The organism is Rhodanobacter sp. GW835-FHT13D09 (assembly GCF_058793995.1).
The window spans coordinates 65,195-78,279 of the sequence record NZ_JBXAGL010000012.1 but is presented as its reverse complement, the minus strand read 5'-3'; the positions used below and the strand labels follow the sequence as shown (position 1 = coordinate 78,279).

Genomic DNA, 13,085 nt, shown 5'->3' with positions numbered 1-13,085 from the left:
GCCCGCGACGCTTCCTTCAGGTGGCGTTCCATCGTCCGTGGCAGGCTCGACATTCCAGCGGAGCCGATGCGGAACCCGGCATGACGTCCTCTTCACTTTCGTCCGATCACGCCACGCGGCGCTACGGCCTGCTGTTGCTGCCGGCCTATCCGCTGCTGGCGCTCGCCGGCGCGGTGACGCAGCGGCAGGTCTTCGCGTTGCTGGCGCTGGTCCTGCTGCTGACCGTGCTGCTGCTGCCGCAGTTGCTGGCACGCCGCGCCGCGTCGTGGCTGCTGTGGTCGGGCCTGCTGGCCGGCCTGTTGCTGACCTGGCGGTACGGCTTTGCCGAGCTGTTGCTGGAGACGGTGCCGGTGCTCATCAATGCGTTGCTGGCGTACTGGTTCGGCCGCACGCTGGGCACGGCCGAGCCGTTGGTGCAGCGCTTCATCGTCGCCATCGAAGGCGCCGAACGCCTGCAGCAGCCTGGAGTGGCCGCCTACGCGCGCCAGGTCACCTGGTTCTGGACGGCGCTGCTCGGCGCCCAGGCGCTGCTGCTGGCCGTGCTGCTGCTATGCGCCGACCAGAGCGGGCTGCTGGCGCGCGCCGGCGTCGCCTCGCCGCTGCCGGTGCCCGAGCGTTGGGCCGCGACGTGGCTGCACCTGGGTGGCTACCTGCTGCTGGGCGCGGCGTTTCTGCTGGAATACCTCTATCGCCGCTGGCGACTGCGCCATCTGCCGCATCCCGGCCTGCACGACATGCTGCTGCAGCTGGCGCTGCACTGGCCCCGATTGCTGCGCGGCAAGCGCGCGGTGGCGCCATGAACGCCGGCTTCGAGCAGGCGCTGTGCGTCGGTGCGGAGCATCCGGCGTTGCCCGGCCACTTCCCCGGTGCGCCGCTGGTGCCGGGGGTGGTGCTGCTGGAGCAGGTGGCGCTGGCCCTGCGCACCTGGCGCGGCCAGCGGCTGGGCCGCGTGCTGGACGCGAAATTCGCGGCGCCGCTGCTGCCGGACGAGACGGCGCAGCTGCATCTGACGGCGATGGACGGATCGCGCATCCGTTTCGAGATCCGGCGTGACGGCATCCTGCTGGCGCGCGGCCTGGTCGCGGGTGCGCCGTGAGTACGCACGCCCACTGGCAGAGCCGGCCCGAAGGCGGCGGCCGTTTCGCGCTGTGGCTGATCCGCACGATCGCGCTGCACGGTGGGCGCCGCCTGGGCCGGTTCTGCCTGTATCCGATCACGCTGTACTTTTTCCTGCGCCGCGGGCCGGAACGACGGGCCTCGCGCCAGTACCTGCAGCGCGTGTTCGGGCGGCCGGCCACGGCGTGGCAGGTGCTCAGGCACCTCCACTGCTTCGCCGCCACCACCCTGGACCGGATCTTCCTGCTGGCGCACGGCGAGCGGCCGTTCCGGATCGAGACCGAAGGCCTGGAACTGCTCGACGAACGGATCGCCCAGGGCCGCGGCGTGCTGCTGTTCGGCTCGCACCAGGGCAGCTTCGAGGCGTTGCGCGCGATCGGTGCGCGCCGGCCGCAGATGTCGCTGCGGGTGGTGCTGGACAAGCAGAAAACCCCGGCAATGACCGAGCTGCTCGAAGCGCTGGCGCCGGAGGTGGGCGCCTGCGTGATCGACGCGGCGCAGGACGGCACCACGATCGCACTGGCGATGGCCGAGGCCTGCCACGAGGGCGCGCTGGTGGCGATGCTGGCTGACCGCGGCCGCGGCCACGAGGTGCTGCGGCGTACCGGCCTGCTCGGTTTCCCCGCGCCGTTCCCGATCAGCCCCTGGCTGCTGGCGCATACGCTGCAGGTGCCGGTGGTGCTGTGTTTCGGCCTGTACCTGGGCAGCAACCGCTACAAGCTGATCTTCGAGCCGTTCAGCGAGCGGGTGGAGATCCCGCGGCATGATCGCGGCCCGGCACTGGATGCCCTGATTGCCCGCTATGCGCAACGGCTGGAACACTACATCCACGTCGCTCCCTACAACTGGTTCAACTTCTATGATTTCTGGCAAGACGCGCCCGCTGCTGGTGAGCCTGCTGCTGAGCCTGCTGCCGTGGGCGAGCGCGTCGGCGTCTGAGCCCTCACCGGCTGCCTCGGCCTCGACGCTGATCGCCGCACTGGGCCAGCCGGCACCGGCGCATACCGCGTTCGCCGAGGCGCGCTTCCTGCAGGTGCTCGACAGGCCGCTGGTGGTCTCCGGCGAATTGTCGTGGCTGGGCGGCGACCGGCTGCAGCGGCGCGTCGAGCATCCGCAGCAGGAAACCGCCACCATCGCCGACGGCGAGGTGACCCAGCAGCGCGACGGCCGCAGCCCGCGGCACTTTTCGCTGAAACGCGCGCCGCAGCTGCAGGTGCTGCTGGACAGCTTCGTGGCCCTGCTCAGTGGCGACGCCTCGCGCCTGCAGCAGGCATTCGAGATCCGCCAGGGTGGCGACGCCGGCGGTGCGTGGACGCTGACCCTGGTGCCGCGCGACGCCCGCGTGGCGAAGACCGTGGCCGGCATCCGCATCGACGGCTACGCGAAGGCATCGCGCTGCATGCACCTGCAGGAAGCCGACGGCGACCTCGCCGTCGACCTGCTCGGCCCGCTGGCCGCGCGGATGCCGGCCGCACCCACCCGCGAGGCGCTCGAGGCGTTGTGCCGGGGCGCGCCGTGAGCATGCGTGCCGGCGCTCGCGCGACGCTGTTGATCGCGTGGTTGCTGGCGCTGGCCGGGCTCGGCTGGATGGTCAGCCAGCGCCTGCAGGTCAGTACCGACCTGCGCAGCTTCATGCCCGCGCCGACCACGCCGGACCAGCGCCTGCTGATGGAGCAGGTCGGCGAAGGGCCGGGTTCGCGATTGCTGCTGCTGTCGATCAGTGGCCAGCCCGATGCACGGCTGGCGGGCCTGAGCCAGGGCCTCGCCGCCGCGCTGAAAAACGACAAGCGCTACAGCCAGGTGCTCAACGGCAGCTTCGACCTCGGCGCGCTGGATGCGGGCCTGCTGCCATACCGCTACCTGCTGTCGCCCACGCTGGACACGCAGCCGCTCGACCAGGCCTATCTCGCCGACCAGCTGCAGCAGCGGCTGGACGACCTGTCTTCGCCCGCCGCCAGCCTGCTGAAAGGCCTGCTGCCGCGCGATCCCACGCTGGAGGTGCTGAAGCTGGCCGAGCGCTGGGCGCCGGCGAAGTCGCCGGAGCTGCGCGATGGCATGTGGTTCTCGCCGCAGGGCGAGGCGCTGCTGCTGGTGCAGACCGTCGCCGCTGGCTTCGACCCCGGCGCACAGCAGCAGGCGATCGACGGCATCCGCCGGGCGTTCGCCGCGCTGCCGGGCAGTGCCGGTGCAACGCTCGAACTGAGCGGGCCGGGCTACTTCAGCGTAGTGGCCGCGGCGCAGACGCGGCACCAGGCCGACTGGATCGGGCGCATCTCCACCGTGGGCTTCATCGCGCTGCTGCTGCTGGCGTACCGCAGTGTCGGCTCGCTGCTGCTGTCGGCGCTGCCGATCGCCAGCGCCGCGCTGGCCGGTATCGCCGCGCTCACCGTGGCCTTCCCCGCGGTGCACGGCATCACTCTGGCGTTCGGCTTCACCCTGCTCGGCGTGGCGCAGGAGTACCCGATCCGCGTGCTCAGCCACCGCCGCGCCGGCGAGGATGCGCTGGCCAGCGTGCGCACGCTGTGGCCGCTGCTGCTCACCGCGATCGCCTCGGCCTGCATCGCCTACCTGGCGTTCTACGCCTCCGGCGTGAACGGGCTGAAGCAGCTGGCGCTGTTCACCATCGTCGGCCTGCTGGTGGCCGGCTTCAGCACGCGCTACCTGCTGCCGCACCTGCTGCCGCGGCGTGTGCGCGACGTGGCAGCGATGCGCTGGCTGCTGCGGGCGCGCACGTGGGTCGACCGGCTGCCGCGGCCGCGCTGGATTCCCGTCGTGGTCGCCGCGGCGATCGTGGCGATGCTGGCGCTGGCCCGCGGCTCGTTCTGGCAGGACAACCTCGCCGCGCTGACCCCGCTGCCGCCGGACCTGCTGCAGCACGATGCGCGCCTGCGCGAAGCGCTGGGCGCGCCCGACGTGCGCTACCTGCTGGTGCTGGAGGCGCCGAGCGCGCAGGGCGTGCTGGCGCTGTCGGAAACGCTGCAGCCGCGGGTCGATGCGCTGCTGGCGCGGCATGCCACCGATGCGCTGGAGCTGCCGTCGCGCTACCTGCCCAGCGTGGCCGTGCAGCGCGGACGGCAGGCGAAGTTGCCCGACCGCACCACGCTGCAGCATGCGCTGGACGAGGCGTTGCAGGGCCTGCCGTTCCGCGCCGACCTGTTCCGGCCGTTCGTCGACGATGTGCAGACGGCGCGCACGCTGCCACCGCTGACGCCCGAACGCTATGCGCAGACGCCGCTGGGCCAGCGCCTCGCCGCGATGCTGGTCGAGCGTGACGGCCACTGGCTTGGCCTGGGCACGGTCAGCGGCGTGCACGACGTGGCCGCGCTGCAGGCGCTGGGCGCAGGCACGCATGGCGCGGTGCGCCTGCTCGACCTGAAGGCCGCCTCCGAATCGCTGGTGGTCGATTACCGCTCGCGCATCCTGCAGGCGCTCGCGGCCGCCGCGGTGCTGCTGGTGCTGACCATCGCGCTCGCGCTGCGCAGCCTGCGCCGCGCCTGGCACGTGCTGGCGCCGATGACGCTGGCCACCTTCCTGGTGCTGGCGGTGGAGCGCGTGGCCGGCGTCGAGATCTCGCTGTTCCATCTGGTCGCGCTGATCCTCGCCGGTGGGCTGGGCCTGCACTACGCGCTGTTCTTCGAGCGCGACACCGGCGACGCGGCCGAGCAGCGACGCACGCTACACGCCACGATCGTCTGCGTGCTGTCCGCGCTGCTGGTGTTCGGCATGCTGGCGTGGGCCACGATTCCGGTGCTGCGCGCGATCGGGCTTACCGTGAGCCTCGGCGTGGCTTTCCACTTCTGCCTGTCGATCCTGATGGCGCCGCATGCTCGACAAGACTGACTGGGCGCAGCTGATTCCACACGCGGGCACGATGTGCCTGCTCGACGCGGTGCTGGCCTGGGACGAGCGCGTGATCCATGCGACCAGCGCCAGCCATGCGCGCGCGGACAACCCGCTGCGCAGCGCGCACGGCCTGCACGCGGTGCACCTGGCCGAATACGGCGCGCAGGCGATGGCGGTGCACGGCGCGCTGCTGGCGCGTGCGCGCGGCCTGGTCGAAGTACGCCCGGGCCGGCTGGTCAGCCTGCGCGAGGTGCAGCTGCATGAGGAATATGTCGATCGGCTCGACGGCGCGCTGGACGTCCATGCCGAATGCCTTTACGCCGACGACGGTGGCGCGCAGTATGCGTTCCGCGTCGAGCATCGCGGCCGGCTGCTCGCCAGCGGACGCGCCGCGGTGATCCATCCTTCCCGCTGATCCGCCTGCGAGCCACGCCATGTCCGAATCCCCTTCCGCACGTCGCGCCCTGGTCACCGGCGGCAGCGGCGAGCTCGGTGGCGTGATCTGCCACGCGCTGGCCGCCGCCGGCTGGCAGGTGATCGTGCACGGCCACCACAGCCTGACCCGGGCCGAGGAAACCGCCGCATCGATCATCGCCGGCGGCGGCCGCGCGCAGGCGGTCGCGTTCGACGTCACCGACGCCGAGGTGACCCGCGCCGCGCTGGACGCGCTGCTAGCCGAAGGGCCGATCCATGCGCTGGTCAACAACGCTGGCATCCACGACGACGCGCCGATGGCCGGCATGAGCGATGCGCAGTGGCATCGGGTGATCGACGTCTCGTTGCACGGCTTCTTCCACGTCACCCAGCCGCTGCTGCTGCCGATGGCGCGCGCGCGCTTCGGCCGCATCGTCTCGATCGGTTCGGCGGCGGCGCAGCTGGGCAACCGCGGCCAGGCCAACTACGCGGCGGCGAAAGCGGCGCTGGTGGGCGCCGGCAAGTCGCTGGCGCGCGAGATGGCCTCGCGCGGCATCACCGTCAACGTGGTGGCGCCCGGGGTGATCGAGGGGCGCATGGCCGAGGCGGCATTCCCGCCCGAACGCATCCGCGAACTGGTGCCCGCGCAGCGCGCCGGCAGGCCGGAGGAAGTCGCCGCGCTGGTGGCGTTCCTGTGCTCGGACGAGGCCGGCTACATCAACGGCCAGGTGATCGGCGTCAACGGCGGCATGGGCTGAGCCGGCTCAGACCACGGGGCCGTCGACCACGAGCGGCGCGACGCGTGAGCGGCGGTAGCTGGCGACGATATCGCCATAGTGGAACACCCGGCCGATCGTGTAGGTGGTGATGCGGGTGACGTCGCGCACCGGCTTGAGGTGGCTGGGGCGGAATGCGCCGTGGTAGCGCGAGGCGATCGGCACCGAGACCACGCCGAGCTGTTTTTCGCGCGAGGCGGCGATCAGGATCGCCGCCTCGAATACGAAGTTCTCCGCCGGCAGGTCGACCAGCGCCAGTGCCGCGCGCGGGTACCAGCGCTGCCCGCTCTGGGTGTCGGCCACCGGCTGCGCGCAGGCCCACGAGATGCCCCAGTCGGCCACCGCGTTGGCGCGGCGGCGGCCCTTCGGCTGCTGCTCGCGGTCGAGCAGGCGTGCGCCGATCACGATGTGTTGCGGGTAGCGTTGTGCGGCGGCCACGATGCGCGGGATGTCGCTGGCCAGGTGCTGTCCGTCGCCGTCCATCGTCAGCACTGCGTCGTAGCCCTGGCGCAGCGCTTCGTGAAAGCCGTGGCGCAGCGCCTCGCCCTTGCCGCGGCGTTCGTGATGGCGCAGCAGGATTACCGGCAGGGCGGCGACGATCTCGGGCGTGCGGTCGTCCGAGCCGTCGTCGATCACGATCACCGGCGCGCCCAGCGCGAGCACGGACTCGAGCACGGACCGGATCGCGGCCTCCTCGTTGAGGCAGGGAATCAACACACACCAGCGCGCGGCGGGGATGTTCAAGCGACGCGTTCCGTGTCGACGACCAGTTCCAGTGTAGCGGCGGCGGCCAGCCGGCAGCGGCCGCCGGTGCCGGCGAGCAGGGCCAGCAGCGCCAGGCTGGCGGCCGAGGGGTTACCGTTGCGCCAGCCGGCCAGCGGCTCGGGCAGCGGTGAGTCGGTGGTGGTGCCCGGCTGCAGGTCGAGGTCGAGCCGGGCCAGCGTGGCGGCGCTGGCCTGCGGCGCCAGCACCAGCGCGCAGCCGAACGGCTGGCGGCAGGCGGTGAGTTCGCCGAGCGGGCCGCTGCCGGCGACGTCGTTGCACACCAGCAGCACCGCGCGCTGCTCGGCCAGCACCTGGCTGGCCGCTTCGAGCAGGCCGGCGCCGAAGCTTTCACGCTGGGCGCAGACCGCGGTGGACGGCGCGTGGCAGCCGGTGGCGATGGTCCAGTAGCCAACCGCGGCGTTGTGCACCGAGTTGTGGAAGCGGGTCGGCGACAGTTCCATCGGCGCGCGCGCCAGCGTGGCGCACATGTAGTCGGTGATCGCCTGGTCGCCGTGCGCGGAGGCGAACACGCAGGCCAGCGCGGTGGCGTCGCGGCCGCTCATCGCCACCGCCTGGCCGGCCACTTCGACCGCCAGCAGCACGCTCTCCGGCGCGCGGCGGCGCTCGTTCGGCGGCAGCGCGGCGGCGGCCGGACGCGGTGGTGGTGCCGGTGGCGGGGCGCCGGCCAGCAGTGCGCGCAGCGCGGCGAAGTCGGCCAGTGACGGCGACCACAGGCCGACGCCTTCGACATGGACGCGCAGCGTGCTCATGCGGCGAATCCCGCGCGGGCGAACGCGAGGCAGGCGTTGTTGCCGCCGAAGCCGAACGAGTTGCTGAGCACCACGTCCACGCGCCGCTGCTCGTTGCGCCAGGCGAAGTGCGCGCCGCAGATCGGGTCGGGCGTGTCGCCGCCGAGGTTGCCGGGCACCAGGCCGTGCGCGATCGCCTGCAGCGCGATGGTCGCCTCGAGGATGCCGGCGGCGCCCAGCGTGTGGCCGGTGAAGCCCTTGGTCGAGCTCGCCCGCGTGGTGGCAGGGAAGGCGCGGCTGACCAGCGCCGCCTCCACCTCGTCGTTCTTCAGGCTGGCGGTGCCGTGCAGGTTGATGTAGTCCACCTGCGCCGCGTCGAGGCCGGCGCGTGCCAGCGCGTCGCGCAGTGCCAGCTCGGCGCCGAGGCCATCGGGGTGCGGCGTGGACATGTGGTGCGCGTCGCTGGCCTCGCCGTAGCCGAGCAGTCGCGGCGCGTCCGGCGCCGCCTCGATGCGCTCGAGCAGGGCGAAGCCGGCGGCTTCGCCGATCGAGATGCCGTTGCGCGCGGCGTCGAACGGGCGGCACGGCTCGGGCGACACCAGCTCCAGCGCGTTGAAGCCGAACAGCACGCTGTCGCACAGGGTGTCCACGCCGCCGACCACCGCCGCGTCGACCAGGCCGAGGTGGAGCATCCGCTCGGCGCTGGCGAACACCTTGGCGCTGGACGAGCAGGCCGTGGAGACGGTCAGGCACGGCCCTTCCAGCGCCAGCGCGGCGGCGGCGAACGCGGCCAGCGAATGCGGCGCGTGGATCGCCGGGCGCCGCAGGTCGTCGGGCATGCCGCCGCCGGGATCGAGCCGGCGGTAGGCTTCCTCGGTGGCGCCGATGCTGGCGGTGGAGGTGCCCAGCAGCAGCGCCACGCGGGTGGCACGGTAGCGTGCGCGCGCGGCCCGCACGCGGTCGAGGAAGCCGTCCTGGTTCAGGCCCAGCCAGGCCAGGCGGTTGTTGCGGCAGTCCCAGGCGGCGAGCGCGGCGGGCAGGGCGGTGTCCTCCACGCCGTCGACGCGGCCGATCCAGCACGCCAGCGGTACGCTGCCGAAGTCGTTCGGACGCAGGCCGCCGCGGGCACCTTCGAGCGCGTCGCGCTGGGCCGCCAGGCCGCGGCCCATGGCGGACGTGGCGGTGTACGCGGTGACCGCGAGAGGTGTCATCGGGAAGGGCATCGGGAAAGCGTAGCGGGCACCCCCGCGGATGCCTAGTCTGCGCGCAGCGGGCGTTCAGCCACCAAAGAACGGCCGCCGGCAGGGCGTTGCGGCTATGCTGGCGTATCCCCGTTGCGCGCTTTCCCCGTGTCGCCACCTCCGCCCCTGCCACGCAGCCCCTGGCGCTACCTGCGCGACCGCGACGTGCAGCATGCGGCGCTGGTCACCGCGCTGGCGCTGGTGCTGAGCGCGGGCCTTGTCTGGCTGGGTTACCTGATCCACGTCTGTCGGGTGGCCGCGTGCAGCCCGCTGGCGCCACCGCGGCGGATGGTGGCGCTGGTGTTCGGCCGCCGGCTCGAGCGCGACGCGCCGGAGCACGACTACCGGCAGCGCCTGCGCCGGGCGCTGGCGCTGGCCGAGCAGCAGCAGACCGGCCACCTGCTCCTGCTCGGTGGCTGCAGCGGTGGACGGTGCAGCGAGGCCGTCGCCGGCCACGCCTGGTTGCGGCACACGGCCTGTCCGCCGGGGTGCGGGTGGAACTGGAACAGGATTCGGTCGGTTCGCTGGAAAACCTGCGCCACGCTCGCCGCCTGCTGCTGGTCGAGGCTGGCGATGCCGGTCTCCCGCCGGTGGCGCTGGTGACCAGCCGCTATCACCTGGCGCGCTGCCTGCTGCTGGCACGCCGGCTCGGTTTCGAGGGCACTCCGGTCGCCGCCGAACCTGCGCTGCCGTGGCAGCGGCGCTACCTCGGCCTGCTGCTGCTCGAGGCCAGCTACCTGATGTGGACCGACCTCGGGCTGCGCTGGGCGCGGCTGGTCGGGCATCGCCGGATGGCGGAGCGAATCAGCTGACCCGATCGGCCGGGCCGCTGATCTGGCGCAGGCCGGCGCGGCGCCGCGCCGCAGGGGCGACGACCGGTGCCTTGTTAAGCTTGCCGTATCGACAGCGACGGGCAAGACGATGAGCAAGCAAGCCAGCCAGGCCGAAACCTTCCTGCGCGAATTGCAGGACCGCATCTGTGCCGCGATCGAGCAGGCCGACGGCGGCGCGCGCTTCGAGGAAGACGCATGGACGCGCGAGGCCGGCGGCGGCGGGCGCACCCGCGTGCTGCGGGACGGCGCGGTGTTCGAGCAGGCCGGGGTGAACTTCTCGCGCGTACACGGCCACCCGTTGCCGCCCAGCGCCACCGCGCACCGGCCCGAGCTGGCCGGCGGCAGCTTCATCGCCACCGGCGTGTCGCTGGTGCTGCACCCGAAGAACCCGCACGTGCCCACCACCCACGCCAACGTGCGCTACTTCGAGGCCAGCAAGGAAGGCGTATCGCCGGCGTGGTGGTTCGGTGGCGGCTTCGACCTCACTCCCTTCTACCCGGTGGACGAAGACGTGCGCCACTGGCATACGGTGGCGCGCGACCTGTGCGCGCCGTATGGCGCGGACGTCTACCCGCGCTACAAGCAGTGGTGCGACGAGTACTTCTACCTGAAGCACCGGAGCGAGACCCGCGGCGTGGGCGGGTTGTTCTACGACGACCTCAGCGAGGGCGGCTTCGAGCGCTGCTTCGCCTTTACCCGCGACGTGGGCCAGGGCTTCCTCGACGCCTACCTGCCGATCGTCGAACGGCGCAAGGCCACGCCGTACGGCGAGCGCGAGCGCGAGTTCCAGCTGTACCGGCGCGGCCGCTACGTGGAGTTCAACCTGGTCTACGACCGCGGCACGCTGTTCGGCCTGCAGTCGGGCGGGCGCACCGAGTCAATCCTGATGAGCCTGCCGCCGCGCGTGCGCTTCGAGTACGCGTACCAGCCCGAGGCCGGCTCCGCCGAGGCGATGCTGGCCGAGTACCTCAAGCCGCGCGACTGGCTGTCGTAGGAGGCCGTTCGCAGGCGATGCTTTCTACGGGGATTGGGAAGAGCATCGCCCACAAGCGGGGAAGGATTACGGCGTGGCTCCGCTGAACTTCTCCACCGTGGCCCCCTTCACCGGGCCGATCTGCGCGCTGTCGCTGACCTTCAGCACCACCTCGCGGCGGAATTCCAGGGTGCCCTGCACCACCGCGTGCGGGCCGATCACGATCATCGGCTTGCGCTCGCTGCCCCAGCGGAACCAGCCATTGTTCGGCTTGTCGACCAGGATGCCGCCCTCGACGCGCGAGTCCGCGCCCACCGTGACGTCTCCGCTGACCGTGCCAAGGCCGCCGGCGACGTGGGCGCCGTCGAGCACGATCGCGCCATTGACGTTGCCGACCCGGCCGCCGACGTCGGCGCCGCGGGCCAGATGGATGCTGCCGTTCACCGCGCTCACCTCGCCGCTGACCCGGCTGGCGCTGCCCAGGCTGATCGCGCCGTTGACCGTGCCCAGCTTGGTGGCCTGGGCCTTGTCGCCCAGCTCGACCTTGCCGTTGACGGTGCTGGCCTCGTGCACGCTGGCGCCGCCGGCGATACGCACCGCGCCGTTGACCGTGCTGACGTCGCCGACCTGTTGGCCCGCTTCGACCTGCACCGAACCGTTGACCTTGTCGATATCGTTGTCGCGTGCGCTGGCCAGCGGCGGCAGGCCCAGGCCCACGGCCAGCGCGGCGAGGATGAGAATTGTCGGGAATCGACGCATGGCGGTCTCCTTGAGTGGGGTTGCCTAGCTAGGATGCGTCGCGGCCGCGTCTGGTTGGCATGACCTGTGGCAGGGGCCGCATTTGACGCTGCCCGAGCCGGCCTGCACCATTCCCCGTTTACATCTCACTATTGGGCGCCCCCATGCACAAGCTCGTCCTGATCCGCCACGGCCAATCGCAGTGGAACCTCGACAACCGTTTCAGCGGCTGGGCCGACGTCGATCTCACCGAGCAGGGCATGGCCGAGGCGCGCGAAGCCGGTCGCCTGCTGCGCGAGGGTGGCTACCACTTCGACGTGGCGCACACCTCGGTGCTCAAGCGCGCGGTGCGCACGCTGTGGGGCGTGCAGGACGCGATGGACCTGATGTGGATCCCGGTACTCACCGACTGGCGCCTCAACGAGCGCCACTACGGCGGCCTCACCGGCCTCAACAAGGCCGAGACCGCGGCGAAGTACGGCGAGGACCAGGTGAAGATCTGGCGCCGCAGCTACGACATCCCGCCGCCGCCGCTGGAGCGTGCCGCGAACGAGTCGGTGCACGACCCGCGCTACGCGGCGCTCGATCCGGAGCAGATCCCCGACACCGAATGCCTGAAGGACACCGTGGCCCGCGTGCTGCCGTACTGGCACGAAGTGCTGGCGCCGGCGATCAGGTCCGGTCAGCGCGTGCTGGTGGCCGCGCACGGCAATTCGCTGCGCGCGCTGGTGAAGTACCTGGACGGCATTTCCGACGAGGCGATCGTCGAGTTGAACATCCCCAACGGCGTGCCGCTGGTGTACCAGTTCGACGACCGGATGCAGCCGCTCAACCACTACTACCTAGGCGACGCCGCGGCGATCGCGGCGAAGATGGCCGCCGTGGCGAACCAGGGCAAGGCGAAGTAGCACGCCGGTTCCCCTGAGGTAGGGCCGCTGCAGCAGGCCGTGCCTGTCGCGGGGCATCCGGTGTGGCGATGGGTGACAAACGTCAGTCGCCGGCCGCACAGGGTCCGGCTAAGCTGGCGCAGTCCATCACCGCGGCGATGCCGATGCCGGCCCACCTGACCAACTACCTGATCATGCTGCCGCTGCTGGCCTGGATGGTGTGGCGGCGGGTGAGCCGGCAGTTCGGCTGCCAGCCGATCCGGCGCCGGCGGATGGCTGTGCGCGTCGTGGTGTTCGTGCTCCTCGGTGGCCTGCTCGCGCTCGGCGGATTCCACCGCGTCGCCCTGGCCGAAGGCCTCGCCGCCGGCGTGCTGTCCGGCGGGGCGCTGGGCCTGCTCGGCATCCGGCTGACCCGCTTCGAGATCGATCCGGTGAAAGGCGACTGCTATGTGCCCAACCCGTGGATCGGTGCGCTGCTCACCGCGCTGCTGCTCGGCCGGCTGGCCTGGCGGCTGCTGGTGGCGTGGCCGCAGATGCAGCAGGCCGCGATCCCGCCCGGCACGATGCCGCCGATGGGTTACGCGCTCACGCCGCTGACCCTGCTGGTGATCGGCCTGCTGGTCGGCTACTACATCGTCTACTTCAGCGGCCTGCTGATCCACCACCGCCGCTTCCAGCAGGCGCACCCCGATCGCCGCGCCGGGGTGTAGCCCGTGACGGCGGGAGCGGCAGGCGGTCCCTGCGCGGGGC

Annotated in this window: 16 protein-coding genes; 12 read left to right on the top strand and 4 right to left on the bottom strand. The window is 71.9% G+C overall.

Translation table 11 applies throughout. The features are described 5' to 3' along the window. Positions 1 to 80 precede the first annotated feature (80 nt). From AC1Q5A_RS14940 to fabG, 7 genes are read left to right on the top strand one after another with little or no spacing between them, the layout of a single operon-like run. The gene (locus AC1Q5A_RS14940; RefSeq protein ID WP_492701974.1) at positions 81 to 800 is read left to right on the top strand and encodes a COG4648 family protein; all 720 of its coding nucleotides are present in this window, start codon (positions 81 to 83) and stop codon (positions 798 to 800) included. Then, a complete protein-coding gene (locus tag AC1Q5A_RS14935) occupies positions 797 to 1,096 on the top strand; it encodes an ApeI family dehydratase (RefSeq protein WP_492701972.1) in 300 nt (99 codons plus the stop codon). Before AC1Q5A_RS14940 ends, AC1Q5A_RS14935 begins: the two co-directional genes overlap by 4 nt. Beyond that, a complete protein-coding gene (locus tag AC1Q5A_RS14930) occupies positions 1,093 to 2,055 on the top strand; it encodes a lysophospholipid acyltransferase family protein (RefSeq protein WP_492701970.1) in 963 nt (320 codons plus the stop codon). Before AC1Q5A_RS14935 ends, AC1Q5A_RS14930 begins: the two co-directional genes overlap by 4 nt. Then, positions 1,976 to 2,635, top strand: coding sequence for a LolA-related protein (locus AC1Q5A_RS14925; RefSeq protein WP_492701968.1), 660 nt, complete (start codon positions 1,976 to 1,978; stop codon positions 2,633 to 2,635). Before AC1Q5A_RS14930 ends, AC1Q5A_RS14925 begins: the two co-directional genes overlap by 80 nt. Positions 2,636 to 2,637: 2 nt before the next feature. Continuing rightward, positions 2,638 to 4,956: an MMPL family transporter gene (locus tag AC1Q5A_RS14920; RefSeq protein ID WP_492702038.1), complete on the top strand. Its 2,319-nt coding sequence runs from the start codon at positions 2,638 to 2,640 to the stop codon at positions 4,954 to 4,956. After that, positions 4,940 to 5,374 carry a hotdog family protein gene (locus AC1Q5A_RS14915; protein WP_492701966.1) on the top strand — a complete coding sequence of 145 codons (435 nt, stop codon included), beginning with the start codon at positions 4,940 to 4,942 and terminating at the stop codon, positions 5,372 to 5,374. The genes AC1Q5A_RS14920 and AC1Q5A_RS14915 overlap by 17 nt, the downstream gene beginning before the upstream one ends. 19 nt (positions 5,375 to 5,393) lie before the next feature. Beyond that, complete coding sequence (fabG, locus tag AC1Q5A_RS14910; protein WP_492701964.1) at positions 5,394 to 6,131, top strand: 3-oxoacyl-ACP reductase FabG; 738 nt, start codon at positions 5,394 to 5,396, stop codon at positions 6,129 to 6,131. Between the two features lie 6 nt (positions 6,132 to 6,137). Here the strand turns inward: fabG and AC1Q5A_RS14905 are convergent, their stop codons facing one another. From AC1Q5A_RS14905 to AC1Q5A_RS14895, 3 genes are read right to left on the bottom strand one after another with little or no spacing between them, the layout of a single operon-like run. After that, positions 6,138 to 6,893 (bottom strand): glycosyltransferase family 2 protein, encoded by a 756-nt coding sequence (locus tag AC1Q5A_RS14905; protein ID WP_492701962.1) that lies wholly within the window; start codon positions 6,891 to 6,893, stop codon positions 6,138 to 6,140. Beyond that, complete coding sequence (locus AC1Q5A_RS14900) at positions 6,890 to 7,684, bottom strand: beta-ketoacyl synthase chain length factor (protein WP_492701960.1); 795 nt, start codon at positions 7,682 to 7,684, stop codon at positions 6,890 to 6,892. The genes AC1Q5A_RS14905 and AC1Q5A_RS14900 overlap by 4 nt, the downstream gene beginning before the upstream one ends. Continuing rightward, positions 7,681 to 8,874: a beta-ketoacyl-ACP synthase gene (locus AC1Q5A_RS14895; RefSeq protein ID WP_492701958.1), complete on the bottom strand. Its 1,194-nt coding sequence runs from the start codon at positions 8,872 to 8,874 to the stop codon at positions 7,681 to 7,683. The genes AC1Q5A_RS14900 and AC1Q5A_RS14895 overlap by 4 nt, the downstream gene beginning before the upstream one ends. A 138-nt stretch (positions 8,875 to 9,012) precedes the next feature. On the opposite strand from AC1Q5A_RS14895, the gene AC1Q5A_RS14890 reads away from it, so the two are divergent. The 3 genes from AC1Q5A_RS14890 to hemF all read left to right on the top strand — a co-directional run bounded on the left by AC1Q5A_RS14890 (position 9,013) and on the right by hemF (position 10,731). Next, on the top strand, positions 9,013 to 9,507 hold the full coding sequence (locus AC1Q5A_RS14890) for a hypothetical protein (RefSeq protein ID WP_492702042.1): 495 nt from the start codon (positions 9,013 to 9,015) through the stop codon (positions 9,505 to 9,507). Next, positions 9,393 to 9,716: an ElyC/SanA/YdcF family protein gene (locus AC1Q5A_RS14885; protein ID WP_492702036.1), complete on the top strand. Its 324-nt coding sequence runs from the start codon at positions 9,393 to 9,395 to the stop codon at positions 9,714 to 9,716. Before AC1Q5A_RS14890 ends, AC1Q5A_RS14885 begins: the two co-directional genes overlap by 115 nt. 109 nt (positions 9,717 to 9,825) lie before the next feature. Beyond that, positions 9,826 to 10,731, top strand: a complete 906-nt coding sequence (hemF, locus tag AC1Q5A_RS14880) for an oxygen-dependent coproporphyrinogen oxidase (protein ID WP_492701956.1) — start codon at positions 9,826 to 9,828, stop codon at positions 10,729 to 10,731. 66 nt (positions 10,732 to 10,797) lie between these two features. Here the strand turns inward: hemF and AC1Q5A_RS14875 are convergent, their stop codons facing one another. Beyond that, positions 10,798 to 11,469: a DUF4097 family beta strand repeat-containing protein gene (locus tag AC1Q5A_RS14875; RefSeq protein WP_492701954.1), complete on the bottom strand. Its 672-nt coding sequence runs from the start codon at positions 11,467 to 11,469 to the stop codon at positions 10,798 to 10,800. Between the two features lie 143 nt (positions 11,470 to 11,612). Between AC1Q5A_RS14875 and gpmA the strand changes: the two genes are divergently transcribed. Together gpmA and AC1Q5A_RS14865 are read left to right on the top strand one after the other, a co-directional pair. After that, positions 11,613 to 12,356: a 2,3-diphosphoglycerate-dependent phosphoglycerate mutase gene (gene gpmA / locus AC1Q5A_RS14870; protein WP_492701952.1), complete on the top strand. Its 744-nt coding sequence runs from the start codon at positions 11,613 to 11,615 to the stop codon at positions 12,354 to 12,356. 143 nt (positions 12,357 to 12,499) lie between these two features. After that, a complete protein-coding gene (locus AC1Q5A_RS14865; protein ID WP_492702034.1) occupies positions 12,500 to 13,045 on the top strand; it encodes a CcdC protein domain-containing protein in 546 nt (181 codons plus the stop codon). The last annotated feature ends 40 nt before the right edge of the window (positions 13,046 to 13,085 follow it).

Excerpts from the sequence above, each read along its gene's own strand:
- AC1Q5A_RS14940 (WP_492701974.1), top strand. The coding sequence starts at position 81 with ATGACGTCCTCTTCACTTTCGTCCGATCACGCCACGCGGCGCTACGGC.
- AC1Q5A_RS14935 (WP_492701972.1), top strand. The coding sequence starts at position 797 with ATGAACGCCGGCTTCGAGCAGGCGCTGTGCGTCGGTGCGGAGCATCCG.
- AC1Q5A_RS14925 (WP_492701968.1), top strand. The coding sequence starts at position 1,976 with ATGATTTCTGGCAAGACGCGCCCGCTGCTGGTGAGCCTGCTGCTGAGC.
- AC1Q5A_RS14920 (WP_492702038.1), top strand. The coding sequence starts at position 2,638 with ATGCGTGCCGGCGCTCGCGCGACGCTGTTGATCGCGTGGTTGCTGGCG.
- AC1Q5A_RS14915 (WP_492701966.1), top strand. The coding sequence starts at position 4,940 with ATGCTCGACAAGACTGACTGGGCGCAGCTGATTCCACACGCGGGCACG.
- fabG (WP_492701964.1), top strand. The coding sequence starts at position 5,394 with ATGTCCGAATCCCCTTCCGCACGTCGCGCCCTGGTCACCGGCGGCAGC.
- AC1Q5A_RS14900 (WP_492701960.1), bottom strand. The coding sequence starts at position 7,684 with ATGAGCACGCTGCGCGTCCATGTCGAAGGCGTCGGCCTGTGGTCGCCG.
- AC1Q5A_RS14895 (WP_492701958.1), bottom strand. The coding sequence starts at position 8,874 with ATGACACCTCTCGCGGTCACCGCGTACACCGCCACGTCCGCCATGGGC.
- hemF (WP_492701956.1), top strand. The coding sequence starts at position 9,826 with ATGAGCAAGCAAGCCAGCCAGGCCGAAACCTTCCTGCGCGAATTGCAG.
- AC1Q5A_RS14875 (WP_492701954.1), bottom strand. The coding sequence starts at position 11,469 with ATGCGTCGATTCCCGACAATTCTCATCCTCGCCGCGCTGGCCGTGGGC.
- gpmA (WP_492701952.1), top strand. The coding sequence starts at position 11,613 with ATGCACAAGCTCGTCCTGATCCGCCACGGCCAATCGCAGTGGAACCTC.
- AC1Q5A_RS14865 (WP_492702034.1), top strand. The coding sequence starts at position 12,500 with ATGCCGGCCCACCTGACCAACTACCTGATCATGCTGCCGCTGCTGGCC.